The following is a 25768-nucleotide window of genomic DNA, read 5'->3' as shown; positions in this document are numbered from 1 at the left end:
CCGTGTTCGCCCTGGTCGACTGCAACAATTTCTACGCCTCGTGCGAGCAGCTGTTCCGCCCCGACCTGCGGCACCGGCCGGTGGTGGTGCTGTCGAACAACGACGGCTGCGTGGTGTCGCGCTCGCCGGCCGCCAAGGCCCTGGGCATTCCCATGGGGGTGCCGGCCTATCAACTCCGGGAGGCCATCGCTTGCCACGGCGTCGAGGTGTTTTCGTCCAACTATGCCCTGTATGCCGACATCTCCCAGCGGGTGATGCGCATCCTCGCCGCATTGGCGCCGGAGGTGGAGCTCTACTCCATCGACGAGGCCTTTCTCGATGTGGGGGGAATCGCCGGGCTGGAGGACTTTGGCCGGCAATTGCGCACCACGGTCCGCCAATGGACCGGCGTCACCGTGGCCATCGGCATGGCGCCGACCAAGACCCTGGCCAAGCTGGCCAACGCCGCGGCCAAGCGGTTTCCGGCCACCGGCGGCGTGGTCGACCTGCACGACCGCAAGCGGCAGCTGCGCCTGTTGCGGATCATGCCGGTGGAGGAGGTGTGGGGCGTGGGCCGGCGGCTGTCCCGGCGGCTGCGGCTGATGGGCATCGAAACCGCCTTCGATCTCGCGGCCCGCGACCAGGGCGAGTTGCGCCGGCGCTTCAGCGTGACGCTGGCCCGCACGGCCGCAGAACTCGACGGCCTGCCCTGCTTCGGACTGGACGAGGCCCCGCCGCCGCGCAAGCAGATCATCTCCTCGCGTTCCTTCGGCGAACGGGTGACCGACCTGGCGGCCATGCATCAGGCGGTCTGCACCTACACCGCCACGGCCTGCGAGAAACTGCGCCGGGGGCGCCAGTACGCCAGGAGCATGAGCGTTTTCATCCAGACCAGTTCGCACGCCGCCGCGCCCTACTACGGCAATGCCGCCCATGGCAGCCTGCCCGTCCCCAGCGGCGATACCCGCGATTTCCACCGGCTGGCCCGCCGGCTGCTGGAATCGATCTGGAAAGAGGGCCATGCCTATGTCAAGGCCGGGGTGATGCTGCACGACTGCTGCCCCACGACGCCGCTGCAGCTCTCCCTGCTGGGCAAGCAGGGGCTGCACGCCAGCGACGCCCTGATGGCGGCCCTCGACCGGATCAACCACAGCGGCCGCGGCCGGGTCTTCTGGGCCAACCAGGGCATCGACCCGTCCTGGACCATGTTCCGCAACCACCTCTCCCCCTCCTACACCACCAACTGGAACGCGATCCCCTGCGTGCGCTAGCCGTCGTTGGCCGGTCCGTGCCGCGTGGATTTCCAGGTTTGCTGGAAATCCAAGGTTTGAATATTTTAAGTAAATTCAATGAATTGATTTCGATTGTGTCCATTCGGACAATGGGGGCTACCTCCAAATATTGAAAAGCGTGTATCATTGGAGAGTGCATCCCTCTCATTTCTGCTTCAATGTCAACATTAAGCCCCCAAATGCCTGCGCCTAACTTGTGCTCAATCAGATTGCGTCAAAATTGATTCCAGGCTATCTTCTTGGCGAGGTTTCGCTTGTGAGGATATTTGGAATTTGTCTTTCACTCACCCTCAAGAATACCATGCAGCAGCAATCTATCCCTATAAATCCCTCTGTATTACAGTGGGCTCGCCTGGAGGCCGGGCTAAGTCTCCATGAGGCGGCTTCGCGTGCCAAGATCACTCCGCCACGCAAAAAGAAGGATGAACCCGTATTGACGGCGGAAGATAGGTTGGCAGCGTGGGAAGAGGGTAAAGATACCCCTTCGCTGAGTCAACTGGAGAAGATTGCTTCTGCATACCGCCGCCCGCTGCTTACGTTTTTCTTGGCGCAGCCTCCGCAAAAAGTTGCGAGCATGGCGGATTTCCGTGCAGTGTGGGATAAACTATCCCCCACCGACAGCCCTGAATTCGCCGCCTTAAGGCGTCGGATCTCCCTTTTACATCAAGAATTACGCGCTCTGGCGGAAGACGCCAGGAATCCAAAGCTACCCTTCATAGGTTCTCTTTCTGAGAGTACACCCGTTCAACAGTTCGTTGGCACGCTCCGAGCAGCCCTCGGAGCCAGCGTTGAAGAACAACGGCGTATACGCAGTGAAGATGCTATGTTCGGCTATCTGCGCGATTTGGCCCAAAATATAGGGGTATACGTTCTTTTGGAAGGCAATGTTGGTAGCCACCATTCCAATATCCCTGCTGAGGAATTTCGCGGCATCGCGTTGGCAGATGAATTAGTGCCTCTGGTTGTTGTTAACCCCAATGATGCCAAGGCGGCGATGGTGTTTACCTTGGTTCATGAGCTAGCCCACCTTTGGCTAGGCTCCAGCGGGGTATCCAACTTTAATGCTCTGGGAAATAATGGCGGCGATGGGGACCATGAAAAACTCTGCAACAGTGTTGCGGCTGAATTTTTGGTGCCTGCGGCTGACTTACTAGTCAAATGGAAAAAACCACAAGGAGAACTTAGTTGTTCTGTCGATGTTGTTGCAAGATATTTCAAAGTGAGTGGAGCCGTTATTGGTAGGCGTTTGCTCGATATGAATCTTATCGACAGCCAGGAATACGGAAGTCTACTCGCCTTTTATAAGGCTAGGTGGGTCAAGCATAAGGAAAAGCAATCGCAGCAAGAAGGAGCGCCTGGCCCCACGCAAATGGCAAAATATAGGCTTGGCGGGAAAACCATACACACATTTGTTATCGCAGCGCGGGAAGGGCGTATCGGGCTCCAGGATGCCGCCCGTCTCATGAACCTCCCCGTCAATCGATTTGAACAGGTAATGCGATGACCTATTTTTTGGACTCCAACTTCCTTATCGATGCAAAAAATTTGCATTTTCCTATAACTGGAAAGCCGGAGTTCTGGAATTGGCTCGTACGACTGGGAACAGATGGCGTATTGAGAATACCTGAAGCCGTACACAATGAAGTGACTTGTGGTAATGACGACTTGGTAGAATGGGTTAATAGCCATCAAGCGACATTTTCCTGCAAAACGTCAGAATGTATATTCTCTTTGCCACATGCGCTTGCTGGGTATGGAAACCCCACTGAGACAGACCTAGAATTTTTGAGAGCCGACCCCTACGTCATCGCTCATGCCATGGCAGCCGGCGGGACTGTTGTGACTGGAGAAAAACCTAAAGAGACATCGGTGATCAAAAATAAGAAAATTCCTACTATCTGTGAAGGCCTTCATGTCCCATGCCTGACGCTTCCTGGTTTCATGTGGGAATTGCGTAGTACTATGCCCATATAAATTGACTACGACACTATTCGCTAGCAAAATCATCAAATAGCCCCAGCCTTTACCTAAGGCTGGGGCTATTTAGTGTCAAGAATGCCCCAGTTTACTCCCGAACCTTGTATTCCAAATGACAATCTGTCCAGCGTTGTCATTGTGCCGAACGTCTTTTGCTTGTTATTTCGACGGACACAGAGATGAGAAATTTCAACAGAATACCGTCCAGGGTAAAATCGGTTGAATTTGAGTGGCCCTCAGTTTTTCCTATCATACCTTCCATTCAATGGAAAACTTCATGACGAAGCTCACGGTTCTGGATCCGGCCACGGAAAAGCTGGCAAGCGACAAGCGCCCGTAAACAGCCTCACGAACAGTTTGACCTGAACGCCTGCGGCATAGCCCACCGCAGGCGTTTTTGTTTTTTCCCGACACAGACTTTTTCCAGGTGCCATTTTTCGCGTGACGTGGACTTTTGCTCCGAGTTGGCAAAGGGTGAACAAATCGCCCGGACATTTTTTGGGAGCGACGGGGCGACACATCAGGTGCGCCGCCGCGTGCGGACGGACAGGGACCGGCCGGGACAGGAGCGGACAGGTCCCCTCGATCCTGGCGGCGATGCCGTCCGCCGCCGACCGGAAACGACCTTGCGGCCATATTTTTTTTGTTTCGTCGCCAACAGCCGCTACAATCGAAGATACGCGGGCAACCGCCGGCACGGATCGAGAGCGACGGACAAACACCAGGAGGGATGGCGGCGCATGGAGACCAACGAGAGAGAATACGCCCTGGTTTTTGAGGGCCAGGTGGCCGAAGGACAGGATGTGGAAGAGGTGAAGACGCGCTTTGCGGCGTTCATGCGCTGCGATCCCGCCAAAACCGAGGCGCTGTTTGCCGGCCGCCGGATCATCGTCAAACGTTTTCCCAGCAGGGAGGCGGCCGAGCAGGGCGCGGCACGGCTGCGGCAGCTGGGGATGGTGATGGCGGTCGTCGCGGTCGAGAAGAAGACCGTCTGGTCCGCCCCGCCCACGCCGATGCCAGCGCCGGAGTCCTCTTCCTCACCGGAACCGGCGCCGGCCGGGGAAGAGCAACCGCCTGCGACCGAGCCGCCGATCTCCCCGGAAAACCCGGCCGAGGCACCGTCCCGTCCACCCCGGCCCGTGGCGAGCGGGCAGCGCCGGATGCCCTTTGTCTTCAGCGGCAGCGGCGGCGAGTTTTACAAGATTTGGGTGGTCAATGTGCTGTTGACCATCCTCACCCTGGGCGTCTGGTCCGCCTGGGCCAAAGTGCGGACCATGCGCTATTTCTACGGCAACACCAGCCTCGGCGGCAACGCGTTCGAATACCTGGCCGAGCCGGTGAAGATCCTCAAGGGGCGGCTGCTGGTCTTTGCCGTGTTCGCGGCCTTTTCCGCGGTGGCGCAGTTGTATCCCTTGATCAACCCGATCGGCGGCTTGATCCTCCTGCTGCTGACGCCGTGGATCGTACGGCAAAGCCTGCGGTTCCAGCGCCATTACACGGCCTGGCGGGGAGTGCGTTTCGCCTTTACCGGCAGTTTGGGAGAGTCCTTCCGGGCTTTTTTGCTCTGGCCGCTCTTGACCGTGTTCCTATTTTTCCTGCCCGTGATCTGGCACCGCCAGACCCATTACCTGATCGATCGGTCCTGCTACGGCTCGGCCAGGTTCGCCAACCGCAGCACGGTGGGAAACTTTTTCGTCGCCTTCGCCATCCTGGCGGTACTCGGCCTGGTGCTGGGCGCGGCGGGCGGCATAGGGGTCGCCGCACTCGGCCAAATGGTGCAGGAATTGGCGCCGGAAGTCCGGCAAATGTCGGCCTTGGCGGGCATGGTGCTGGCCTCCCTGGCCTGGGTGATCATGTCCGCCCTGTACAAGGTCAGGATGGTCAACCTGCGTTTCGGCAAGACCGAGATCGGGCCGCACCGGATCGTGACCAGCTATGCCTTCGGCTCGTATCTGTGGCTGGTACTGACCAACACCCTGGGCATTATGCTGAGCCTGGGGCTGTATTATCCCTTTGCCAAGGTCCGTACCGCCCGCTATGCCGCCGAGCATACCGAGATGATCATTCAGGGCGATCTCGACGATTTCGTCGCCAGCCACCAGGCCGGGGTTTCGGCCCTGGGCGGCGAGGCCGCCGATTTCTTCGATATTGACATCGGCTTTTAAGCCCAGAAGGAGCCGCGCGGCATTTGGACTGCGATCCCATGGATATTTCAGGAAATTATTTCGACGGCCGTTCCTCCCGCCCCTGTCCGGCGGTGCTGTGCCGCACCGGCAAGGGCGTCGGCGTTTTTGACCCGGCGGGAACCCGCCTGGCCTGGGTGGAGGATGCCCTTGGCCTGGACATCGCCTCCCGAGTCGGCGACACCAAGCGGTTTGTGCGGTTTCCGGACGGCGGCGTGTTCGAAACCGGCGACAACGACGCCGTCGACCGCCTGGCGACCTCGCTGCGGCCCGGTTCCGGGTTGACGCACCGCCTGGAGTCGCGGCTGCGCTATGCCGCCCTTGGCCTGGTGGTGACGATCCTGTTCACCTGGGGCTCGATCCAATACGGCATTCCGCTGCTTGCCCGGGTGGTGGCCTTTTCCATTTCCGCCGAAAACAACCGCCGGATCGGCCAGGGGGCGCTGGATGCGCTCGACAAGGCGATCTTCTCGCCCAGCCGCCTGCCGCCCGCCGAGCAGGAGCGCCTGCGCGGCCGCTTCCTCGCCGGTGTCGGCACGGTGGACGGCATCCCGCTGGCCATCGAGTTCCGCGAGGCGGACAAGGGCATCGGTGCCAACGCCTTCGCCCTCCCTTCCGGCACCATCGTCTTCACCGACCAACTGGTGCGCCTGGCGCACAACGACGAGGAATTGTTGGGCGTTTTCTACCATGAGGCCGGCCACGTCCAATGGCGGCACGCCATGCGCGGCATCTTGCAGCAGTCGGCGCTGGCGGCGGTGATCGTCGCCGTCACCGGCGATGTTTCCTCGGTGGCCTCGCTGGTGACGGCCGCCCCGGTATTTCTGGTCGAAGCCGGCTATTCTCGGCGGTTCGAGAGCGAGGCCGATGCCTTCGCGGTGGCGCGGATGCGGGAGGCGCGACTCGATCCGGCGCATTTCGGCCGTATCCTGGCCCGCCTGGAGGAGGCCCATCGCGCCAAACAGAACGAACAAGGCGCAAAGAGCGAACAAGACGACTCCCAACCGCGACTGGGCGATTATCTCTCCACCCACCCGGCAACGGCCGAGCGGATCAACAAGGTGGAAAAGCAGTAAGTTTGCCCGTTGCTTTCGACCGATGTCCCCGCACCTCGCCGCCGATCCCTGCTCAGGTTTTCGCCGGCCCCGAATCCCCGATCATTCCAGATTCAAAATCGAATGAATCGGCTGAGTTTGCGTGGTCATCGGTATCGAAAAAACCACATTCCGTCTGACCGCTGACCGGGTCTTCTTCGCATTTACAGTCGGTGCCGGCTCTGACGCCGGGTCAGGGAGTCGCCCAGGTCGCGGCGCTCGCCGGGCTGCCGGGTGACGTGCGCCATCACCGCGGGCGGCAGCACCCGGCCCTTGATTCCCAGGATGTCGGCGGCCAGGGCATCGGCCACCTCGGCCTTGTCCCGCCCCAGTTCGGCGGTGAGATACTCGAACAGCAGCTCGGCCAGGCGCGGAAGGCCGATCTGCCAGGTGGCGCGGGTCCGGGCATGGAGCCAGGCGCAGAAGGCGCGAAATCCCCGAAACACGCCGCCGTCCGGCCACAACAGCGGGGCGGTACGCTTGCAGTTGCCGCTGTTGTAGACCAAGTCCCAAAACCGGGCCAGCCGCTTCATTTCCTGCATTTCGCCAAAGGCGATCAAATCGTTTTGCAGAATTTCATAGGGCGGATCGGCGGCATACACCATACCGTGCTCCCGGTCGTGCCGGTCGATGGCGGTGCCGGAGAGTTTCTTGAGGATGCCGATCTGGATCTCGCCGGAGGTGAGCGCCACCAGGGCGTCGAGGTGCTGGCCGAACCGTTCGAGGGACTCGCCGGGCAGGCCGACGATCAGGTCGAGGTGAAGATGGGCGCCGGTCCGCTGCTCCAGAAAATCCAGGTTTTCACAGATGCGGTCCATGTCGAGCCGGCGGTTGATGTTGGCCGCGGTCCGCGCATCCAGGGTCTGGATGCCGACCTCGAGCTGCAGGGTGCCGGCGGGAAAACGGGCGAGCCGCTCCTTGAGGCTGTCCGGAAAATGGTCGGGGATCGCCTCGAAATGGGCATGAAAAGGCGGCTCTTTGGCGAGGAAAAAATCGAGGATGCGGGCGGCGGTGGCCGGGTTGGCGTTGAAGGTGCGGTCCACGAACTTGAAGGTCCGCGCCCCCCGCGTCCAAAGCGCCTCCAACTCCGCCAAGAAAGCATCGGCCGCAAAGGGCCGTACCCGCCGGTCGATGGAGGACAGGCAGAATTCACAGGCAAAGGGGCAGCCGCGGGAGGCCTCCACATAGATCAGGCGGTGGGCCAGGTCCTGGTCGGTGTAGAACCGGTAGGGGGGCTTGAGGGTGTCGGTCTCGACTGAAGCGGCGGGAACGATCCGCTCCGCCGGCGGCCGGCCGGCCAGCAGGGCTCGGCACAGCTCGCGGAAGCTGTGCTCTCCTTCCCCCTGGATCAGATAGTCGGCCTCGCGCAAATCCACCCGCAAGGGCAGGTGGCTGACCTCCGGCCCGCCGAGCACCACGGTGGTCGCGGGCGCCACCCGCTTGAGCACGCCCACCAGGCGTCGCACCTCGGCCGCGTTCCAGATGTAGACGCCGATGCCGACGATGGCCGGCTCTGCGGCCAGGATGGCCTCGGCGATGTCGCCCGGCCGGTCGGTGAGGCAGTATTCCTGGATGGCCGCCTGGGGTTGCAGCTCTTCCAGGTTGGCGAACAGCCAGCGCAGCCCCAGGTTGGCGTGGATGTAACGGGCGTTGACGGTGGCAAGGATGATGGCGGGCATACGGGATGAACTTCTTGCGAAATGGGTTGGCAAACTCGGGCCGGGCCGCGCGCCTGCGGGTCAGGCCCGGCGCGTCGCCACGGTCATCGTGCGGCCGGCGGCGGACCGAGCGGCACCGGGTGGCGGCTCCAGGCCAGGATGCTGCGGTACGGCACGATCCGGACATCGGGCTTGGTCAGCGCATAGGCGATGAACTGCGTCAGCGCCCGGCGCATTTCCGGCAAGGTAATGTTGGGCGGGGAGATACCGGCCTCCACGGCCCGATTCGAGTAAAACTGCGAGTGCGCGCCGAACAGGAGCGGCGCCCGGTTGCCGCGCAAGCGCTGGTTCAGGCTGTATTTCAGGGTTTCGAGGTATTCCTCGGCGGTGAAGCCGGCCCCGCCCAGCTCGGGTGCGACCACCATGTTCCAGTCCATGCCGGTGATCTTGCCGCTGGTGACGTCGAAATCCCGCAGCCGGGCCTGGACGGCGGCACGGAGCCGGGGCGGCACGGTCAGGGCGTAGACCGGCATCTCCCACAGGCCGGGCTGCGGCCCGATTCGGGGATCGTCCGGGCTGCCGTGATCGAGCGGATAGGGCCAGCGCAGGTCCGTGCCGTCGGAACGATCCGCAAATCCGTGCTCAAGGGAACAGTCGTAAGCAAAACGGAGCTCGCGCAGGACGACGAAGGCGGCGCGATTGGTGAGCAGGAAGGGCGCGCGGAAGCCGGCGATCGACTCCAGCGGCAGGCCGAGGGCGGCCAGGTCTTGCCGGCAGCCGCCGATCTCCTCCCGCCAGCGGGCAAGCAAGGTGGCCGCCGAGGTGTCGTGGCGCCGGGTGTGCGCGCCGATTTCGTGGCCGCTGGCCGCGGCCCGGACGTAACTGCGGCCCAGCTCGTTGCCGGGGCGGACGGGCTGGCCGTTGTCGGTGTTGTTGAAAAAGGTGGCCCGCACCGGGGCGCCGTCAAAGGTGGCGGCATTGCCCGTGCCCGGCGGGTTGCGCAGCTCCATCAGGGTATCGACCACCCAGTCCACCCCTGCCGGCGAATAGTTGTCGTCAAAGCCGATGCCGACGAACTGGGGCGTCCGCTCGGGCGGCAACCGGCCGGGAATCGGCTCGGCCGCCCCCAAAACGGCCGGGAAGGCGACCACGACCATGCACAGGAAGGCGGGCAACAAGGACAAGGTATCCATCGCGCGGCAAAGGGGCTCAAACGATCAACGATTCGGCTGCGGGCGCGGCACAAAGACGGGACGGGCGGCCGGGGCGCTCACCGCCCCTGCAGCCGCTGCCTGAGCACCTTGTGGAGAATGCCGCCCTGGCGGTAATAGTCGATTTCCATGGCATTGTCGAGCCGCAGCCGGACCTGGACGGTATCGCTGCGGCCGTCGGCCCGGTCGATGCGTAGCGACACCTGTTGGCCCGGCACCAAATCGCCGTCGATACCGGTGAGGCTGACGATTTCGCTGCCGTCCAGTCCCAGGCTGGCGGCATCCATGCCTGCCGGGAACTGGAGGGGCAAAACCCCCATACCCACCAAATTGGAGCGATGGATGCGCTCGAAGGAAGCGGCGACCACCGCCCTGACCCCGAGCAGCAGGGTGCCCTTGGCGGCCCAGTCGCGCGAGGAGCCGGTGCCGTAATCCTTGCCGGCAAAGACCACCAGCGGCACCTCTTCCTGCCGGTAGCGCATGGCGGCCTCGTAGATCGGCATTTCCCCACCCTCGGGCCAATGTTTGGTCCAGCCACCCTCCCGGTCCACCATCCGGTTGCGGATGCGGATGTTGGCGAAGGTGCCGCGCATCATCACCTCATGGTTGCCCCGCCGCGAACCGTAGCTGTTGAAATCCGCCGGCTGGATGCCCAGATCCTGAAGGTAGAGGCCGGCCGGGGTCTGGGGCCCGATCGCGCCGGCCGGGCTGATGTGGTCGGTGGTGATCGAGTCGCCGAACAGGGCCAGGATCCGGGCGCCGACCACGTTGTCGATGGGCCGGGGTTCCGGGGCCAGGTCCTGGAAAAAGGGCGGTTCGCGGATATAGGAGGAGTCCGCGTCCCACTGATAGAGATGGCCACTGCCGCCGTGCAGCTCGTTCCACTCGGCGTCGCCGGCAAACACCGAACCGTAGCTGACCGTGAACAGGTCGGGCTTGAGGCTCTGGCGCACCGCCTCCCGGATTTCCTCGGCCGTGGGCCAGATCTCCCGCAGGTAGACCGGCTGCCCCTGGGCATCGGTTCCCAGCGGTTCGCGCTCCAGGTCGACCAGCACGGTCCCGGCCAGGGCGTAGGCCACCACCAGCGGCGGCGAGGCGGGGGCGTTGGCCCGGACCGGGGGATGGATGCGGGCGTCGACATTGCGGTTGCCGCTCAGCACCGCGGCCACCACCAGGTTGCGGTCCCGGACCTCGGCGCCGACCGCCTCGTCCAGCGGCCCGGAGTTACCGATGCAGGTGGTGCAGCCGTAGCCGACCACATGGAAGCCCAAGGCCTCGAGGTCGGTCAACAGTCCGCTCTGCTCCAGGTAGCGGGTGACCACTCGGGAGCCGGGGGCGAGGCTGGTCTTGACCCAGGGCTTGCTGGCCAGCCCCCGCGCCCGCGCCTTGCGGGCCAGGAGACCGGCGCCGATCATCACGTCCGGGTTGGAGGTGTTGGTGCAGCTGGTGATGGCGGCGATCACCACCGAGCCGTTGGTGAGGCCGGCCGCGTCCGGCCCGGGCGAGGAGGCGGCCACCTGCTGGGCGAACTGGCGGGAAAAATCCTCTCCCACCCCGGCCAGCGGCAGCAGATCCTGCGGCCGTTTGGGACCGGCCAGGCTGGGCACCACCGAATCGAGCGGGATGTCGTACACCACCGAATACGAAGGCTCGGCGCTGTCCGGCGTGTAGAAGAAGCCCTGCTGCCGGCAGTAGCTTTCCACCAATTCGACCTGCGCCGGCGTGCGGCCGCTGGCGCGCAGATACCGCAGGGTTTCGTTGTCCACCGGGAAAAAGCCCATGGTGGCGCCGTATTCCGGGGCCATGTTGGCGATGGTCGCCCGGTCGGGCAGGCTCAGGTGGGCCAGGCCGGGACCGAAGAACTCGACGAAGCGGCCGACCACCCCTTTGGCCCGGAGGAAGCGGGTGATGGTCAGCACCAGGTCGGTGGCGGTGGTGCCGGGCCGCAGGTTGCCGGCAAGGCGCACGCCCACCACCTCGGGAATCTGCAGGGAATAGGGCTGGCCGAGCAGCACCGCCTCGGCTTCGATGCCGCCCACGCCCCAGCCCATGACACCCAGGCCGTTGATCATGGTGGTGTGGGAATCGGTGCCGAGCACGCTGTCCGGATAGATCGCGGTCTCGCCGTCCTGGGCGCCGGTGGTGACCACCGAGGCCAGGTATTCCAGGTTGACCTGGTGGACGATGCCGGTGCCGGGCGGCACCACCCGGAAATTGTCGAAGGCTTGCTGCCCCCAGTGGAGCATGGTGTAGCGCTCGCGGTTGCGGGTCATTTCCAGGCCGACGTTGACCGCCAACGCCTCGGAACTGCCGCAGCGGTCCACTTGGACGCTGTGGTCGATGACCAGGTCCACCGGAATGAAGGGATTCATGGTGGCCGGATCGCCGCCGTGGCGGGCCAGGGCGGAACGCATCGCCGCCAGGTCGACCAGGGCGGGCACGCCGGTGAAATCCTGGAGGATGACCCGGGCGGGCATGAAGGGAACGGCCGCGTCCGGAACCGCGCCGGGCTGCCAGGAGGCCAGGTTGGCGATGTCGGTTTCGGTGGCCAGCCCTCGGGCGGCATGGCGGATCAGGTTCTCCAGGAGAATGCGCAGGGAATACGGCAGCCGGTCGATCGAGCCGTACCCCAGTTGCTCCAGGGCCTGCACCGAAAAGACGGTATAGGTCGTGTTGCCGGCCTGGAGGGTTGTCCGGGGGATGAAGCGGGATAAATCCTTGGTTGCGGTCATAGCGCATGCCTCCTGAAGAAATAATGGGGAATAATTCTCCTTACACGATTCATCCGGCTCAGCACAAGCAGGAAGGCGGCCGGCCGGGCCGCAAAGCACCGGGGCTGGGGCTTTTTCGTCGTCACCCTGTTGCGGCAACTTGCCGTTCTGCTCCATTTATCCTATAGTAGGCACTTTCCGGCGAATCTAAAGAGCCCTTATTTGCGAGAATGTCCCATGACCAAGACCTATGCGGAAATCAACGAGAAAATAGCCTCCGGCAAGGCCGTGGTCCTGACCGCCGAAGAGGTGATCGACTATGTCGATAAACGGGGCTTGGAGGCCGCGGCCAAGGAGGTGGACGTGGTCACCACCGCCACCTTCGGCCCGATGTGCTCCTCCGGCTGCTTCCTCAACTTCGGCCACAGCAAGCCCAAGATGCGCATCTCCGAGGCCTGGATCAACGATGTGGCCGCCTATTGCGGCATCGCCGCGGTCGATGTCTATCTCGGCGCGACCCAGCTGCGCCACAACGATCCGGCCAACATGTATCCTCCCGGCGAATTCCGCTACGGCGGCGGCCACGTGATCGAGGAATTGGTGGCCGGCAAGAAGCTGCAGCTTTTCGGCCTTTCCTACGGCACCGACGACTATCCCCGCCGCGAGGTCCGCACCCTATTCGACATCAACGACCTCAACCAGGCGATCATGGTCAACCCGCGCAACTGCTACCAGAACTACAATGTGGCGGTCAACGTCTCGGATAAGCGCATCTACACCTACCTGGGCATTCTCCGGGCCAAGATGCGCAACATGACCTATTGCTCGGCCGGCCAGTTGGCACCGCTGCTGAACGATCCCCTGTACGAGACCATCGGCGTCGGCACCAGCGTGTGGCTGGCCGGGGCGCGGGGCCATGTCTATGCCGAGGGCACCCAGCACTGCTCGCTGGTCGAGCGCGGCGAAAACGACGTGCCGGTGGAGGGCGCCGGCACCCTCGCCCTGACCGGCAACATGAAGGAGATGCTGCCCGAGTTCGTTCGCGGCGCCAGCTTCAAGGGCTACGGCGTGTCGCTGGCGCTGGGGGTGGGCATCCCCATTCCCATCCTCAACCCGCAGATCCTCAAGCGGACCACGGTGCGCGACCGCGACATCTCCGCTTGCGTCATCGACTATTCGGCGGATTATCCGGAAAAGACCGGCAAGGTCCTGGGGCGGTTTTCCTACGAGGAGTTGCGCGCAGGCGAGGTCGAGCTGATGGGCAAGAAAATACCGGTGACCTCGCTTTCCTCCTACAACAAGGCGCTCAAGATCTGTAACCTGCTCAAGAGCGAGATCCAGGACGGCACATTCCTGCTGGCCGAGCCCAGCCAGCGCCTGCCGCTCAACCAGGGCATGCAATCCATGAACATCACGGGACCGGTCAGATGATCACCAAGAAAATCTATCTCTATTTTCCCAAGAGCGAGACCGAGAAGCCGATCGTCTACCAGTTGGTCAAGGACTACGATCTGATCGTCAATATCTTCCGGGCCAAGGTAACGCCGGAAGAGGAAGGATATCTGAGCCTGGAGGTGACCGGCACCCAGGAGAACATCGACCGGGCCTTTGCCTTCCTCACCACCTTCGACGTGGTCATCCACGCCGGCAACAAGGGCGTGCATTGGGACGAGAGCCGGTGCGTCCACTGCGGCGCCTGCGTGGTCCACTGCCCGACCGCGGCCCTGTCGATCATCGACCGGCCCACCCGGACCGTGGGCTTCAACGAGGAGAGTTGCGTCGAGTGCCTGGCCTGCATCGCCGCCTGTCCCTTCGGCGCCTGCTCCTCGACCTTCTGAGGAAAAACCGGGCCGCCCAGCCGCCTTGCCGATGCGCGTCTACCGTTCTTTTGCCTGGAAGGAAACCAATTTACGGGTGGCCTGCGAGGCCTTTGACCTGGTGACTCGGACCGTGGTCGAGGAACGGCGCAAGCTGGAACGCTATATCGGCCGCCACCCCGAATTCCTCACCTCCCTGGTGCCGGTCGTCCTGCTGGACGATCCGCCCGAGGCGGCCCTCCGCATGGCCGCTGCCAGCGAACTGACCGGGCTCGGCCCCATGGCCGCCGTGGCCGGCACCCTGGCGCAGCTGGGGGTCGAGGCCGCCGCGGCCGCCGGGTGCGGCGAGGCCATCGTCGAAAACGGCGGCGACATCTTCGTCCATTCCGACCGCGAGGTCACCATCGGCCTGTACGCCGGCGACAATGCCATCGCTGGCAAGCTGGCCCTGCGCCTTAATCCGGCGGACCTGCCCCTGGCCCTGTGTTCCTCTTCCTCCAAGATGGGGCATTCCGTCAGTTTCGGCCGGTGCGACCTGGCCACGGTGGTGGCCAGGGACGCGGCGCTGGCCGATGCCGCCGTCACCCTGGTCTGCAACCTGATCACCAAGGAGCGCGACCTGACCCCGGTGCTCGACCGGGTCGGCGCCATTGCCGGCATCGACGGCATCCTGGCGATCAAGGACGGCAAAATCGGTCTCTGGGGCCGTTTGCCGGAGTTGGTCCGCAACCAGGACGCCGAAGCCCGCCGCAAGATCACCCGCGATCTCCGCTCCGATTTCCAAGGATAGCCAGAGCTGCACCTAGCGCAGGGCAAACCGCACCGGGACCAGCACCGTGGTGGCCACCGGCATGCCGCCCCGCTTGCCCGGTTCGAACAGCCAGCTCCGGACCGCCCGCAAAGCGGCGTCGTCCAGCAGTCGATGGCCGCTGGAGGCGTGCACGGCCAAATCGTTGACCGTGCCGACGCCGTTGACCAGGGCCTCCAGCACCACCGTGCCTTCCAGGCGAAGCCGTCGGGCGGGCTCCGGATAGGGAGGCGGCGGATTGTCGCGATAGCGCGGCTTGGCCGGCACCTCGGCGGGCGTGGGGCCGGATGCCGACGACGACGCAGCCGCGTCGCCGCCATTGCCGGCCAAAGCCGCGACCGGCGTTTTGGTCGCCGCCACGGTCTCCGAAGGGGCGGCAGAGGCGGTTTCGACCGGAGCGGAGGGTGGGGGCGGCTGGACGGGTCGCGCCAACTCCGGCGGCGGCATTGCGGCCCGTTGGCGATGGGCGGGCGGCGCCGGCCTCGGTGCCGTTTCCCGCTGTATCGGAGCCTTGGCCGTCGCCGGGGGAGCGGCGGCCGGCGGGTCGGCGCTCGGAGCCTCGGCAAGCAGGGCCACCTCCACCACCTCGGACGAAAACACTGCCGGCGGCCGGGAGGGACCCGGCGCGGCCTGGAGCAGCACGAACAGACCGGCGTGGACCGCCAGCGCCCCGGCCAGGGACAGCCGCCAGCCCGGCGGCCGTCGCCCTCCAGCCGGCATCGGCCGCGCTTCCTCCCGGGCCGCCACCATCATCGCGATTTCCCGTTCCGCCAGAATATGCTCCATGTCCGCCCTCCGTTACCGCGCGTTCTTCGTCGACAGGCCGATGCGCCGCCGTTTTACCAGGTGTAAGCCAGGGAGACGAACAGGCTCCGGCCGGCCCCGGGATAGGGTTGTTGGGTGTAGGCGCCGGTTCTCTGATCCGAGAAACCGGCGAGATAGGTGTCGTACTCCTCATCCAGCAGGTTGGACGCCAGCAGGGTCACGGTCCAATGGGTGGCCAGGATCTGCTGGAGCTTGACATCCACGGTCCAGTAGGAATCGAGCTCGATGGCCGCATCCCGGCTGGCGTCGTTTTGGTAGTAGCCGGGCCGGGAACTGGTGTAGCGGGCGGTCACGGTGGAGGTCAGCCCGAAGTCGCTGGCATGGCTCAACTGGGCCTTGAACTGGGTATCCGGGACGTAGAGGGCCGGCCTGGTGGCCCCGTGGTTCCTCTCTTCCTCGGCATCGGTCAAGGTCAGGGCGAAATCGGCCAGCAGGCCGTAGAAGGGGCCGACCTTGGCGCTGAACTCCCAGCCATCGGCCCGATAGGTGTCGACATTGGACGGCGTCCAGTAGTTGCCCCAGCCGGTGGGACTGGGTTGGTTTGGATCCTCGGCCCAGCTGATCTTGTCGTCGATATCCCATTCAAACCAGGAGACCGAGGTAAACAGCTTCCCGTCCAGCAGCCCGCCCTGTTCCACGGTCACGTCGGTGTGCCAGCCGGTTTCCGGCTTGAGATGGGGATTTCCCTTGGTGGACAGATCGTCGGGCCAGAACAGGTCGTTCATGGTCGGGGCCTTGAAATGCTGGCCCCGGTTGAACTTGATGGCCGTGTCCGCCAAGGGGGTCAGCACCAGGCCGTAGCGGGCGACGTCCTCGTGCCCGAACAATGAATGGGTCTCGTAGCGGTAGCCACCCACCAGCTTCAGCATTTCCACGGGCTTGAGGCTCAGCTCGGCAAAGGTGCCGTTGGTGAAGACCCGGTGCTCCCCCGCCTGCAGGCTGCCGGCCATCTCCCGGCCGGCGGTGTCGAGGGCGTACATCTCGTTGTCGTAGTCGTAATTGCGGTACTCGCTGCCCACCAATAAGCCCACCCGACGGGAAAAGGCGTGGAAATCGAGGTTGCCTTCCAGCCCCTTGACGGTATTGGTGACATCGGTCTTGCTGCCCCCGCCGCTGTAGCTGAGGCGGCTGAGGGTGGTGGCGTCCAGGTTGTTCCAATCGCCCTTGATCCGCCAGTCGAGCCACTCGGCGCCCTGGCCCTTGAAGGTCAGGGCGGCGTGGCTGTTGGTGTCCTCGCTCCAATCGAGCAGGGTCGCGGAATCGTCGTTGTAGAACGGCAGATACGGGACCGTGCCGGCAGGCGGCTGCGGGCCGGGCAGGCCGTAGTCGCGGTCAACCACGCCCGCGTCCAGGCTGCCCTGGAATTGCTTGCCCTTGTCGAGTAGCAGTTTGACCGTGGCATCGTTGTGGGTCAGGTCGCTGTTGTCGCGGAATCCGTCGGTTTCCTTGCGGTTGAGGGTCAGGTAATAGCCGAAGTCGCCGAGGACGAAACCGCCGTTTTCCGCCGCGAGATGGTAGGTGTGTTCGGTGCCGTATCCGGCCTCGACCTTGGCGGCAAAGCCCTCCCGTTTGGGCTCCTTGCCGATGACGTTCACCGTGCCGCCCATGGCGCCGGAGCCGTACAGCAGGGAGCCCGGTCCCTTGACCACCTCCACCCGCTCGATGCTGTTCAGGGGGATCTGGCTCACGTCCGCCGAACCGAGCGACGGAGAATTGAGCACCACTCCGTCCATGAGTACCAGAGTGCCGTCGCCGCCCATGCCGCGCAGGTGGATTTCCTCGGCGGCACCGCCGTAATTGCCGCGGGTCCGCCAGTCGATGCCCGGCTCGTTGGCCAGCAGTTCGCCCAGCGAGGTCGCCGGCGCCTCCTCGATATCGTAGGCGTCCTTGACCACCACGCTGTTGACGATCGCCCTGCGGGTCTCCTCGGTTTTGGTCGCGGTGACCACCACCTCGTCCATGACGGTCGGCTCGTTGTTGGCGGCCCAGGCCAGCGGCGCGTGCGCCGCCGCCAGGGACAATGGCGCCAGGAGAAAAAGTTTCGCGTTCCTCATTGCAACCTCCAGGTGATTGGAATTGTGCGTCCGAGGCATACAACTCCCCGGACCGAAACATAATCGATCTGGAGATTCCCTGTTTCTCCGCGAGATCCGCCCGTCGTCCCGAGGTCCGCGGGAAGGCGTGGCATGCACGTGCTTATCAGGCAGGTATTCTGACTCCCGGATCGTCCTACTTGCTGCGTCTTCCCGACCTGGCGGCCAGTGACACGGTGCAGCGTTGGTCCCCGGTTACAGCGGCGGGCCCGTCCCCGACTTGCACGGGGTTCCCTGTTTGGCTCGTTGCCGAGCACCTGATAGGCGTTGTCGTCTCCGGGCACGGATGGCCCGGTGTTCCGGCCGATTGCATCCAAGCGCCGCGCCGTCGGGCCGGTCGACGGTACGGCGGGCAGCGTGTCCAGCCGGTACTTGGCCGGCAGGGAAAAGGAGTGCCGCTGCCTTTCACCCCCTTTCCTCTCCCCCCAAAAAAAAATCCCGGATCGATGGAGATCGATCCGGGATAGCCCTTTTTTATCCACAGACAACAATGTCGAAAGCGTGCCGTCCTCGCACTCGTCTTTCGCGCGTTCAGGCAGGTCTTCTGACTCCCGGTTCATCCTACTTGCTGCGTCTTCCCGGCCTGGCGGCCAGTGACACGGTGCAGCGTTGGTCCCCGGTTACAGCGGCGGGCCCGTCTCCGACTTGCACGGAGTTCCCTTTTCAGTTCACGAATGAACACCCAAACGGTCTTTCTAGAACCCATGTGAGGGTTCTCGTCAAGGGAAAAATGGCGGCGATGGCCGGAGGGAAAACGGCTGGCCGCTTCAGCCGTTGGCGGCCGACCCGGGAGCTGCGCCAGCGGGGGGTGTCATCGGAATCATGCGAAATATCGGCACGTATTCGTGTTGCCCGGTCCGATTGCGCTGTCTCGCATGCCGCCTCTCGCGCGGCTGGATAAAAAAAGCCGACATGGTTGCCCATGCCGGCTCGTTCAGCCTGCGGTTTGCGGGTCGTGCGGCCTACTTCAACTGCAACACCACATATTGGCTTTGCTCGCCGGAGCGGACCCGCAACAGGATCTGCTTGGCATTGCCGGCCTTTTTCAAGGATTGCTGCAACTCCTTGAGGTTGCGGACCCGGGTGCGATTGATCTCCTCGATCAGCATGCCCGATTGCAGGCCCAGTTCGGCGGCCGGGCTGTTGGCATCGACATCGGCGATCAACACGCCCTGGTCCTTGGCATAGCCGAATTGTTCGGCGACCTCCTTGGTCAGATCCTGGAGGGTCAGCCCGAATTCGCCCAGGGCGGTGCCGGTCATCTTCTTGGCGAGTGCGCCCATGTCCGCCGGCTGCTCACCCACGGCCACCACCAGGTCCTTTTCAGTGCCGTCGCGCAAGATGTGCAGCTTGAGGTCGGTGTTCGGCGGGGTCATGGCGATCTTGTTGCGCAGGTCGGCCACATCCGCCACCGGTTCGCCGTTGATGGACATGACGATGTCGCCCTGCAGCAAACCGCTCTTCTTGGCCGGGGAGTCGTCGCTCACTTCGGTGATCAAGGCACCGCCGGCCTTGCCGCCGAAGGATTTGGCCAGCTCCTCGTTGACATCCTGGATCATGACGCCCAGCCAGCCCCTGGTGACCTTGCCGCTCTTGCGCAGCTGCTGCTCGATCGACTTGGCCATGTTGATCGGAATGGCGAAGCCGATGCCCATGTAGCCGCCACTCCGCGAGAAAATGGCGGTATTGATGCCCACGGCCTCGCCGCGGATGTTGAGCAAGGGGCCGCCTGAGTTGCCGGGATTGATGGCGGCGTCGGTCTGGATGAAGTTTTCGTAATCGGTGATGCCCATGCGGTTGCGGCCCTTGGCGCTGACCACCCCGACGGTGACGGTCTGGCTCAGTTCAAAGGGGCTGCCGATGGCGATGACCCACTCACCCACTTCCAGCTTGTCCGAATTGCCGAGGGGCAGAACCGGCAGGTCCTTGGCGTCGATCTTGATGACCGCCACGTCGGACTGGGGGTCGGTCCCCACCACCTTGGCCTGGAATTCGCGCTTATCGGCCAGGCGCACGGTGATTTTACTGGCCTCCTCGACCACATGGTTGTTGGTCAGGATATAGCCGTCGCCTGAAATGATGAAGCCGGAACCGGCGGCCTGCTGCTTGAAGGTCCGCTTATCCTGCTTGGGATTGGTCCGGGGATGGCGGAACTGGGGGCCAAAGAACCGTTCAAAAAAGGGATCGTTGAACATGTCGGGAAATTGGGGCATGCCTTTGGCGGAAGTTTCTTTTTCCACCCCGACATACACCACCGCCGGGCCGGCTTTCTTGACCACGGAGGAAAAAGCCTTGGCGGAACGGTCGAGCAGGGCCAGGTCGTCATCGCTTTGGGCAAAGGCGGCATGATGGCCTCCGGCCAGCAGCATAAGGCAAAGCAGGCACGAGGCGAGGACGGATGTGCGTTTGGATTCGGTGCGTTTGTGGGATTGGTCCATAATGGTTCTCCATTTGAGCATGGAAAGGAAGGCGGTCATCCCGCGGAACGGGGACAACGGTTTGGCGCGGCTAACAGCCGATTTTGACGATGCTGGCAACAACATTATACCGGGCCGTTGGTTCGTCAAGAGGCTGGCCATGGAATTGAGCCGCTTCCTGGGCGGTGGTGCGGAGGCGGAGATGCGGGTGTCGATCGAGTAGTCGGCACCGCGCGCTGGGGTCGTTCCAACCGGCTGCTCTTCTCAGCGGCGCGTTCCCCCGGGAATTTTTCCGATAGGGGGGAGGTGCGCGTATCACCGGCAGGGTGGAGGGATCTCGAACGGAGAAGGAGGCGGCGCCTCGGGCGGCAAGGCGGCCGTCGATCCGGCCGATTCACGCCGGATCGGCGCTGTGGCGGTGTTCAGTTGTCGAGGCGATGCTTGCGGGCGGCAAGCCGGCTGCGGATGAACCAGCCGATGCCGATCACCGCTGTCACCACGATGACGATATCGACCTGGTGGGAATACTTTTGCACCACGGTCCAGTGTTCGCGCAGGCGCATGCCCAGATAGAGCAAAAAGCCGTTCCACAGGGTGGCGCCGACGGTCGAGACCAGCACGAACGGGATCAGCGGCATTTTGCCCATCCCGGCCGGGATGGAGATGAAGTGGCGGATCACCGGGATGAAGCGGGCCGCGAATACGGTGTACAAGCCCTGGCGCCGGTTGAAATAGCGCTCGGTCAGCTCCAGATCGTGGCGGTTGAGCAGCAAGTACCGGCCCACCTTGAGCACCAGCGGCTTGCCGCCGTAATAGCCCATCGCGTAGGAGGCCAGCGATCCCACCATCGACCCCGAGCTGGTGGCCAGCACGGCCAGCCAGAGATTCCACTTGCCGTCGGTGACCAGAAAGCCGACAAAGGGCATCACCGCCTCGCTGGGCACCGGGGCGATCATACTTTCCAGGGCCATGAGCAAAAAGGCGCCGGCGTAGGCGGTGGTTTCAAGAATTTTCACCGCGATTTCCGTGATCAGTTCAGTAATCATGGTGCGGACCAATGGAGGAAGTAGACCAGGGCCAGGGCGCCGAACACCACCCGGTACCAGGCGAAGATGGTAAAGTCATGGTGCGCCACATAGCGGATCAGCCCCTTGATGGCCACCAGCGCGCTGAGAAAGGCGGTGACGAAGCCCACGGCGAAAAATGCCAGATCCTGTTGGGCCAGCGTGCCCCAGGATTTGTAGACGTCGTAGCCGGTGGCCAAAAACATGGTGGGGATGGCAAGAAAAAAGGAAAACTCCGTGGCCGCCTGACGGGAGAGCCCGAAGAGCATGCCGCCGATGATGGTCGCCCCCGAGCGGGACGTTCCCGGAATCATGGAAAAAATCTGGGCAAAGCCAATCTTGAGCGCATCGGCCGCGCTCATCTGTTCGACCGTGGTGATGCGGGGTTTGCGCTGCTTCCGTTCGACCAGGAAGATGATCAAACCGCCGACAATCAGCGCCAGGGCCACCACCACCGGGTTGAACAGGTATTCTTTGATCAGCTTGTGCAGCAACAGCCCGAAAACGGCCGAGGGCAGGACCCCGACGATCAGGTTGATCACGAATTGCCGGGCTCCGGCTTCGCGGGTCACGCCGACCGCCACCCGCATCAGCCGCTGCCGGTACAGCCAGCAGACCGCCAGGATCGCGCCGAGCTGGATGCAGATTTCGAAGGTCTTGGCCTGCTCGCCGGTATAATTGAGCAGATCGCCGGCGATGATCAGGTGGCCGGTGGAGGAGATCGGCAAAAATTCCGTGAGGCCCTCCACCAGGCCAAGCACAATGCTTTGAATCAATGCAAAAAATTCCATCGGTACTCCGCAAGCAGAAGAAAAACGGGGTGGATTCGGAAAAAGGCGTACCCCTCGCCATGACCGATCCCGGCAGCGGAACCGGCAAATTTCCTGCTCTACTTGATCGCCCCGGTCATGTCAAGGAGATGCGTGCAATTCTGGGGGATTGTATGGGATCAGGAGCCTTGGTCCGGCACATCGCGTTCCACCGGATCGTGACGGCCGTCGGCATCCCTGTGGTCAAAGTAGGGCTGATATTCAAGAAGATACATGTCGACCAAGGTGAAGAATGCCGTGAGTGCCAGCGGGCCGTAAATGATGCCCATGACACCGGACAGGTTGATTCCTCCAAGAATCGACAGCAGGACGAGGAGCGGCGGCAGTTTCGCCTGGTTGCCGACGAATTTGGGCTTGAATAGGTAATCGACGGCAAAGGTGAGTGACAGGTAGAACACAACCGTTGCCAGGGCCAGCCAACCGCTGCCCTTGAGGGCGAGGATCAGGGCGGTCGGCAGCAGGACCAGCCCGATGCCGACGATCGGCATGAAGGCTACGACGGCCATCACCGAGCCCCAGAGCACCGGCGAGATCAGACCCAGGGCGGCGAAATAGAGGCCGCCGCACACTCCCTGAATAAGGCCGCTTAAGCTGTTGCCGACCAGGATGGCGCCGGAGATGGCCGAAAAGCGATCGATGAGAAATCGGTTTTGCGGCTCGGGCAGCGGCGAGAGCCGGATGAGAAAGTTGGTCAGCCGCTCGAACTCGATTAAGAGAAAGAAGACGCCGACGATCACCAGGAGGAATTGGAGCACAAATCGCACGATGTTGGCGGCCCAGCCCGAGACCTGATTGTAGACGAAGACCCCGACCGTGGTGGACAGATCGGTGATCAGGCCGGGAAGACGCTCCAGATCGATGTGGATGCCAAGCCCGGCAAGCAGGAGGTTTAATCGGTGCATCGGGTTGCTGTGCAGCCCTTGTTGGAGCAGTTGCAGCACGTCGTTCTCCCTGACCAGGCTGATGACTCCGGGAATCTCGGCGGACAGGGCGCCGATGCAGAACAGCAACGGCAGAAAAACGCACAGGGTGATCAGCAGGCAGGTGAGGCAGGCGGCGGCCCAAGGCGCATGCAGGCGAGTCCACAACCATATGTATGGCGGTCGGAACACGCTGGCCAAGAGAAAGGCGAGCACCAACTGGGTCCAGAATGGCCAGAGCACCAGCCCGAGAACCAGAGCGGCGACGAAGCTGATGAGCAGGAAGGTGATGCGTTGAATCAGGGTGGGCGGGACGGCCATGGGGTACTCCAAAGACTGCTCGCCGAGACTGGCCGGTCCGGTCCGGCGGCAGGCTTATGCCATCCTTACTGTACGCAATCCCTCTGGATTGCGCCAGCCGAATAATGGCCGGCAAGAAGGAGGGGGGCGGAACGGGAAAAAACCGGCGGGACGGCTGGGAAGAGGTGGTCCCCGATGTTCGGACAGGAATCGGGTTTTGTTAGCTTGTCTTTTGGGATGCATGCGGCGGGATTAGCGAGCTTTTCCCCGAATATCACAGGAAAAATGCTTGCAGGCTCCAGATGAATGGTGTAGTAAAGTTACCCTTCGACCAAACCGCCATCATTGTCGGGGCGTAGCGCAGCCTGGTTAGCGCGCCTGCCTTGGGAGCAGGAGGTCGAGTGTTCGAATCACTCCGCCCCGACCATTTTTTATAAAGAAAAAATAAAGGGTTATCGGTTTTCCGGTAACCCTTTATTTTTATCAAGCTTGTGCCGGTTTCATGCCGGTTTCATGTCATATGGCTGCCTACACAGTAACCCTAAGCTATAAAAAAATATTTTCAGGGTGTAGTCGTACCGGTAGGGGTCAAAATTTGAGGAGGTTGTCAAGGCTTGATTACGCTGACAAATCATTAAGAATGCTATATACTCGCTTGTAAAAAGCGGTTTGCATGCACCCCTTTTCTTTCACGAAAGGACTTCAAGCCATCCCGGTCAAAAGGTACTCTGCCCATGAAACGTCCAACAAAAATCACTCCTGATCCCATAATTGATGCCGTTGTGGAGTTGCGCTACGAAAGCAAAGTTCCTCCTGATGCAATCTTAGGAATGATTTTTGCCCAAGTGAATTCAAAATATTCTGATTTCAAGAATCTTCCCATTACAGCTATCCCTGAAGATATAAGAAGAAATGATCCCAATTTGTGGTTCAATCCGTATTATCAAGCTGAAGCACCACCTTTTAAATTGAACATTGGCCCCCGTGTAATTTCACTATCTAATACTGGGAATTATAGTGGATGGAAAGAGAAGTATTTCCCTGAATTGAAAGACTTGCTTGAAAATATAAAGAAATCAGGGGTTGTTGATTCATTCTCCCGTGTTGGAGTTCGTTACATTGATTTTTTCGAATTCGATATTTACGACCATATCAACCTTTCAATTACTCTGAATAACAAGCCTTTGGATTCTGTGCAGTCTGTTTTTACAGCTATTTTTAATAATGATGGATGCTCAACCAGGGCTCAGGTTGTCAATAATGCAACTGTTGTTTTGTCTGGAAAGGAGAAGGTTGGCTCTATTATAGATACGGATACTTTTTTTGAACCTCAGGATCGTTTTTATTTTGATGGGTTGAATGATCTAATTGATAAGTGTCATGACGAGGCGCTTGATTTTTTCTTCAAATTGTTGAAGAAGGAATTCGTTGAAACATTGAATCCGGAGTATTAATAATGAAAAATGATGCTGGAACATATATAGAAAAACCATATTATATTAATCAAAATCTAGCGGTAACTTATCTTTTGTGCGGTGCTCTGTTTTATAATGGCGGGATGGCAAATATCAATGACCAAAGGCCATTGGAAAGAATGAAACATTATGGATGCGCCATCGAAAACCAAGGGAGTAATATTCAGAATCCAGTTTACAAATTTCCATCTCATACATGGTCACCGCTTAAAAATTTCGCCTATTTTGATGCAAATAAATATATCGATTCAAAATTAGACGTTAAGGATTCATTAAATGTTATTAAAAAATTAGCATTTTTACCAGTAAACGAAGAAATCGACAGAGAAGTTGAGCAATATTTTGCATCAAAACCAATAAGAACAAAAACAATTTTTATAAACAATCGAATCCACAAGGGATGAACAATTTAGGATGTGATGGCCGTTGGCCGCCAATTTATGACTTTGATGGACTAGGAGAAGAGATAAAAGGGCTTGTCTCTTCTAAGGAAATTTTCAATTTCTTTTTCTTTGAAAGAAATCTTGAACCAATTTTATGTCAAGGTGATATTTTAAAGTTTGCCGGGCAATTTCCTTTTGTTGACGAATTAGGAAATATTAAACTCCTTGAGGAAGAATATGATTATTGGATGATTCTTGGAAATACTTGTGATCTCCAACGTGATATATCGTCACCCCATTATTCACATATCACTCCAATAATTCCTTTAACGACAGATACACCAGGACAAATAATATCGAAGCTTCAGTCTTACAGCACTTATAAAAAATTTTACATCCCATCTTGGGGTGGAGGCATGGCGCAAGGTTTTTACATTGATTTTACTTTGATATGCTCAATTGACAAAAAATGTTTATCAACATTTACAGAATTAGTTGCTCGATTGACCATGAAATCTTGGTTATTGCTCCATTCATGTTTGGTTCGCTATTTGGCCAGAGATGATGGCAGGCATGATTAATCGTATTTGTTATGGGTATCTTGAAAATTAGATGCAGTAATCTGCAGCGGATTAAACCATTAACTTGTTGATTTATCGATAATATGCTATTGTTTCCATCGTTTTAAAGAGCCTTGCCACCCTATGACCCGATGGAGAGCCGCCATGATT

21 protein-coding genes, 1 tRNA gene and 2 riboswitches are annotated in these 25768 nt (G+C 61.0%); of the genes, 13 read left to right on the top strand and 9 right to left on the bottom strand.

The annotated features are described in order from the left end of the window. Positions 1–2: 2 nt before the first annotated feature. The 5 genes from umuC to RMR13_RS10545 all read left to right on the top strand — a co-directional run bounded on the left by umuC (position 3) and on the right by RMR13_RS10545 (position 6507). Entirely contained in the window at positions 3–1250 is a 1248-nt protein-coding gene (gene umuC, locus RMR13_RS10565) for a translesion error-prone DNA polymerase V subunit UmuC (RefSeq protein ID WP_310600598.1), read from the top strand. Between the two features lie 217 nt (positions 1251–1467). Next, positions 1468–2775: an XRE family transcriptional regulator gene (locus tag RMR13_RS10560; protein ID WP_310600597.1), complete on the top strand. Its 1308-nt coding sequence runs from the start codon at positions 1468–1470 to the stop codon at positions 2773–2775. Continuing rightward, positions 2772–3245 carry a DUF4411 family protein gene (locus RMR13_RS10555; RefSeq protein WP_310600596.1) on the top strand — a complete coding sequence of 158 codons (474 nt, stop codon included), beginning with the start codon at positions 2772–2774 and terminating at the stop codon, positions 3243–3245. Before RMR13_RS10560 ends, RMR13_RS10555 begins: the two co-directional genes overlap by 4 nt. Positions 3246–3988: 743 nt before the next feature. Further along, positions 3989–5413 carry a DUF898 family protein gene (locus RMR13_RS10550; protein WP_310600595.1) on the top strand — a complete coding sequence of 475 codons (1425 nt, stop codon included), beginning with the start codon at positions 3989–3991 and terminating at the stop codon, positions 5411–5413. 38 nt (positions 5414–5451) lie between these two features. After that, positions 5452–6507, top strand: coding sequence for a M48 family metallopeptidase (locus tag RMR13_RS10545; protein WP_310600594.1), 1056 nt, complete (start codon positions 5452–5454; stop codon positions 6505–6507). Between the two features lie 182 nt (positions 6508–6689). Here the strand turns inward: RMR13_RS10545 and RMR13_RS10540 are convergent, their stop codons facing one another. From RMR13_RS10540 to acnA, 3 genes are all read right to left on the bottom strand, one after another. Continuing rightward, positions 6690–8204 carry a DUF4080 domain-containing protein gene (locus RMR13_RS10540; protein WP_310600593.1) on the bottom strand — a complete coding sequence of 505 codons (1515 nt, stop codon included), beginning with the start codon at positions 8202–8204 and terminating at the stop codon, positions 6690–6692. A gap of 83 nt (positions 8205–8287) precedes the next feature. Beyond that, a complete protein-coding gene (locus tag RMR13_RS10535; protein WP_310600592.1) occupies positions 8288–9376 on the bottom strand; it encodes a polysaccharide deacetylase family protein in 1089 nt (362 codons plus the stop codon). 77 nt (positions 9377–9453) lie between these two features. Further along, on the bottom strand, positions 9454–12126 hold the full coding sequence (gene acnA / locus RMR13_RS10530) for an aconitate hydratase AcnA (protein ID WP_310600591.1): 2673 nt from the start codon (positions 12124–12126) through the stop codon (positions 9454–9456). Between the two features lie 216 nt (positions 12127–12342). On the opposite strand from acnA, the gene RMR13_RS10525 reads away from it, so the two are divergent. The 3 genes from RMR13_RS10525 to RMR13_RS10515 are packed head-to-tail and all read left to right on the top strand — an operon-like array spanning position 12343 to position 14712. Next, positions 12343–13536 (top strand): homocysteine biosynthesis protein, encoded by a 1194-nt coding sequence (locus RMR13_RS10525; RefSeq protein ID WP_310600590.1) that lies wholly within the window; start codon positions 12343–12345, stop codon positions 13534–13536. Next, on the top strand, positions 13533–13943 hold the full coding sequence (locus RMR13_RS10520; protein ID WP_310600589.1) for a 4Fe-4S dicluster domain-containing protein: 411 nt from the start codon (positions 13533–13535) through the stop codon (positions 13941–13943). The genes RMR13_RS10525 and RMR13_RS10520 overlap by 4 nt, the downstream gene beginning before the upstream one ends. 31 nt (positions 13944–13974) lie before the next feature. Next, the gene (locus RMR13_RS10515) at positions 13975–14712 is read left to right on the top strand and encodes a UPF0280 family protein (RefSeq protein ID WP_310600588.1); all 738 of its coding nucleotides are present in this window, start codon (positions 13975–13977) and stop codon (positions 14710–14712) included. Positions 14713–14724: 12 nt separating this feature from the next. On the opposite strand, the gene RMR13_RS10510 is transcribed toward RMR13_RS10515, so the two are convergent. The 3 genes from RMR13_RS10510 to RMR13_RS10500 all read right to left on the bottom strand — a co-directional run bounded on the left by RMR13_RS10510 (position 14725) and on the right by RMR13_RS10500 (position 20086). Next, complete coding sequence (locus RMR13_RS10510; protein ID WP_310600587.1) at positions 14725–15516, bottom strand: TonB family protein; 792 nt, start codon at positions 15514–15516, stop codon at positions 14725–14727. A 53-nt stretch (positions 15517–15569) separates the two neighbouring features. Further along, positions 15570–17609, bottom strand: a complete 2040-nt coding sequence (locus RMR13_RS10505) for a TonB-dependent receptor (RefSeq protein WP_310600586.1) — start codon at positions 17607–17609, stop codon at positions 15570–15572. A 130-nt stretch (positions 17610–17739) separates the two neighbouring features. Further along, positions 17740–17924, bottom strand: a riboswitch (cobalamin riboswitch). Positions 17925–18164: 240 nt separating this feature from the next. Further along, positions 18165–18349: riboswitch (cobalamin riboswitch) on the bottom strand. A gap of 261 nt (positions 18350–18610) precedes the next feature. Next, the gene (locus tag RMR13_RS10500; protein ID WP_310600585.1) at positions 18611–20086 is read right to left on the bottom strand and encodes a DegQ family serine endoprotease; all 1476 of its coding nucleotides are present in this window, start codon (positions 20084–20086) and stop codon (positions 18611–18613) included. 61 nt (positions 20087–20147) lie between these two features. Between RMR13_RS10500 and RMR13_RS10495 the strand changes: the two genes are divergently transcribed. Then, on the top strand, positions 20148–20288 hold the full coding sequence (locus tag RMR13_RS10495; protein ID WP_310600584.1) for a hypothetical protein: 141 nt from the start codon (positions 20148–20150) through the stop codon (positions 20286–20288). Positions 20289–20487: 199 nt separating this feature from the next. On the opposite strand, the gene RMR13_RS10490 is transcribed toward RMR13_RS10495, so the two are convergent. From RMR13_RS10490 to RMR13_RS10480, 3 genes are all read right to left on the bottom strand, one after another. Then, positions 20488–21111, bottom strand: a complete 624-nt coding sequence (locus RMR13_RS10490) for a DedA family protein (RefSeq protein ID WP_310600583.1) — start codon at positions 21109–21111, stop codon at positions 20488–20490. Beyond that, positions 21108–21920, bottom strand: a complete 813-nt coding sequence (locus tag RMR13_RS10485; protein ID WP_310600582.1) for an undecaprenyl-diphosphate phosphatase — start codon at positions 21918–21920, stop codon at positions 21108–21110. Before RMR13_RS10485 ends, RMR13_RS10490 begins: the two co-directional genes overlap by 4 nt. Positions 21921–22078: 158 nt before the next feature. Beyond that, positions 22079–23200: an AI-2E family transporter gene (locus tag RMR13_RS10480; RefSeq protein WP_310600581.1), complete on the bottom strand. Its 1122-nt coding sequence runs from the start codon at positions 23198–23200 to the stop codon at positions 22079–22081. A 328-nt stretch (positions 23201–23528) separates the two neighbouring features. Here RMR13_RS10480 and RMR13_RS10475 point away from each other — a divergent pair. From RMR13_RS10475 to RMR13_RS10460, 4 genes are all read left to right on the top strand, one after another. Continuing rightward, positions 23529–23606: transfer RNA gene (locus tag RMR13_RS10475), tRNA-Pro, on the top strand. A 307-nt stretch (positions 23607–23913) separates the two neighbouring features. After that, positions 23914–24633, top strand: coding sequence for a TIGR04255 family protein (locus RMR13_RS10470; protein ID WP_310600580.1), 720 nt, complete (start codon positions 23914–23916; stop codon positions 24631–24633). Between the two features lie 2 nt (positions 24634–24635). Continuing rightward, positions 24636–25058, top strand: coding sequence for a hypothetical protein (locus RMR13_RS10465; protein WP_310600579.1), 423 nt, complete (start codon positions 24636–24638; stop codon positions 25056–25058). Next, complete coding sequence (locus tag RMR13_RS10460) at positions 25055–25618, top strand: hypothetical protein (protein WP_310600578.1); 564 nt, start codon at positions 25055–25057, stop codon at positions 25616–25618. The genes RMR13_RS10465 and RMR13_RS10460 overlap by 4 nt, the downstream gene beginning before the upstream one ends. Positions 25619–25768: the final 150 nt, after the last annotated feature.

It is taken from the genome of Desulfobulbus sp. (assembly GCF_031547805.1).
GTDB lineage: Bacteria > Desulfobacterota > Desulfobulbia > Desulfobulbales > Desulfobulbaceae > Desulfobulbus.
Note: the sequence above shows the minus strand (reverse complement) of the source record. Positions and strands in the feature narration are given on the sequence as shown.

Bases quoted from the DNA above. Each gene is read 5' to 3' on its own strand.
- RMR13_RS10555 (WP_310600596.1), top strand. From the start codon at position 2,772: ATGACCTATTTTTTGGACTCCAACTTCCTTATCGATGCAAAAAATTTG.
- RMR13_RS10550 (WP_310600595.1), top strand. From the start codon at position 3,989: ATGGAGACCAACGAGAGAGAATACGCCCTGGTTTTTGAGGGCCAGGTG.
- RMR13_RS10545 (WP_310600594.1), top strand. From the start codon at position 5,452: ATGGATATTTCAGGAAATTATTTCGACGGCCGTTCCTCCCGCCCCTGT.
- RMR13_RS10540 (WP_310600593.1), bottom strand. From the start codon at position 8,204: ATGCCCGCCATCATCCTTGCCACCGTCAACGCCCGTTACATCCACGCC.
- RMR13_RS10535 (WP_310600592.1), bottom strand. From the start codon at position 9,376: ATGGATACCTTGTCCTTGTTGCCCGCCTTCCTGTGCATGGTCGTGGTC.
- acnA (WP_310600591.1), bottom strand. From the start codon at position 12,126: ATGACCGCAACCAAGGATTTATCCCGCTTCATCCCCCGGACAACCCTC.
- RMR13_RS10525 (WP_310600590.1), top strand. From the start codon at position 12,343: ATGACCAAGACCTATGCGGAAATCAACGAGAAAATAGCCTCCGGCAAG.
- RMR13_RS10520 (WP_310600589.1), top strand. From the start codon at position 13,533: ATGATCACCAAGAAAATCTATCTCTATTTTCCCAAGAGCGAGACCGAG.
- RMR13_RS10515 (WP_310600588.1), top strand. From the start codon at position 13,975: ATGCGCGTCTACCGTTCTTTTGCCTGGAAGGAAACCAATTTACGGGTG.
- RMR13_RS10510 (WP_310600587.1), bottom strand. From the start codon at position 15,516: ATGGAGCATATTCTGGCGGAACGGGAAATCGCGATGATGGTGGCGGCC.
- RMR13_RS10505 (WP_310600586.1), bottom strand. From the start codon at position 17,609: ATGAGGAACGCGAAACTTTTTCTCCTGGCGCCATTGTCCCTGGCGGCG.
- RMR13_RS10500 (WP_310600585.1), bottom strand. From the start codon at position 20,086: ATGGACCAATCCCACAAACGCACCGAATCCAAACGCACATCCGTCCTC.
- RMR13_RS10490 (WP_310600583.1), bottom strand. From the start codon at position 21,111: ATGATTACTGAACTGATCACGGAAATCGCGGTGAAAATTCTTGAAACC.
- RMR13_RS10485 (WP_310600582.1), bottom strand. From the start codon at position 21,920: ATGGAATTTTTTGCATTGATTCAAAGCATTGTGCTTGGCCTGGTGGAG.
- RMR13_RS10480 (WP_310600581.1), bottom strand. From the start codon at position 23,200: ATGGCCGTCCCGCCCACCCTGATTCAACGCATCACCTTCCTGCTCATC.
- RMR13_RS10470 (WP_310600580.1), top strand. From the start codon at position 23,914: ATGAAACGTCCAACAAAAATCACTCCTGATCCCATAATTGATGCCGTT.
- RMR13_RS10465 (WP_310600579.1), top strand. From the start codon at position 24,636: ATGAAAAATGATGCTGGAACATATATAGAAAAACCATATTATATTAAT.
- RMR13_RS10460 (WP_310600578.1), top strand. From the start codon at position 25,055: ATGAACAATTTAGGATGTGATGGCCGTTGGCCGCCAATTTATGACTTT.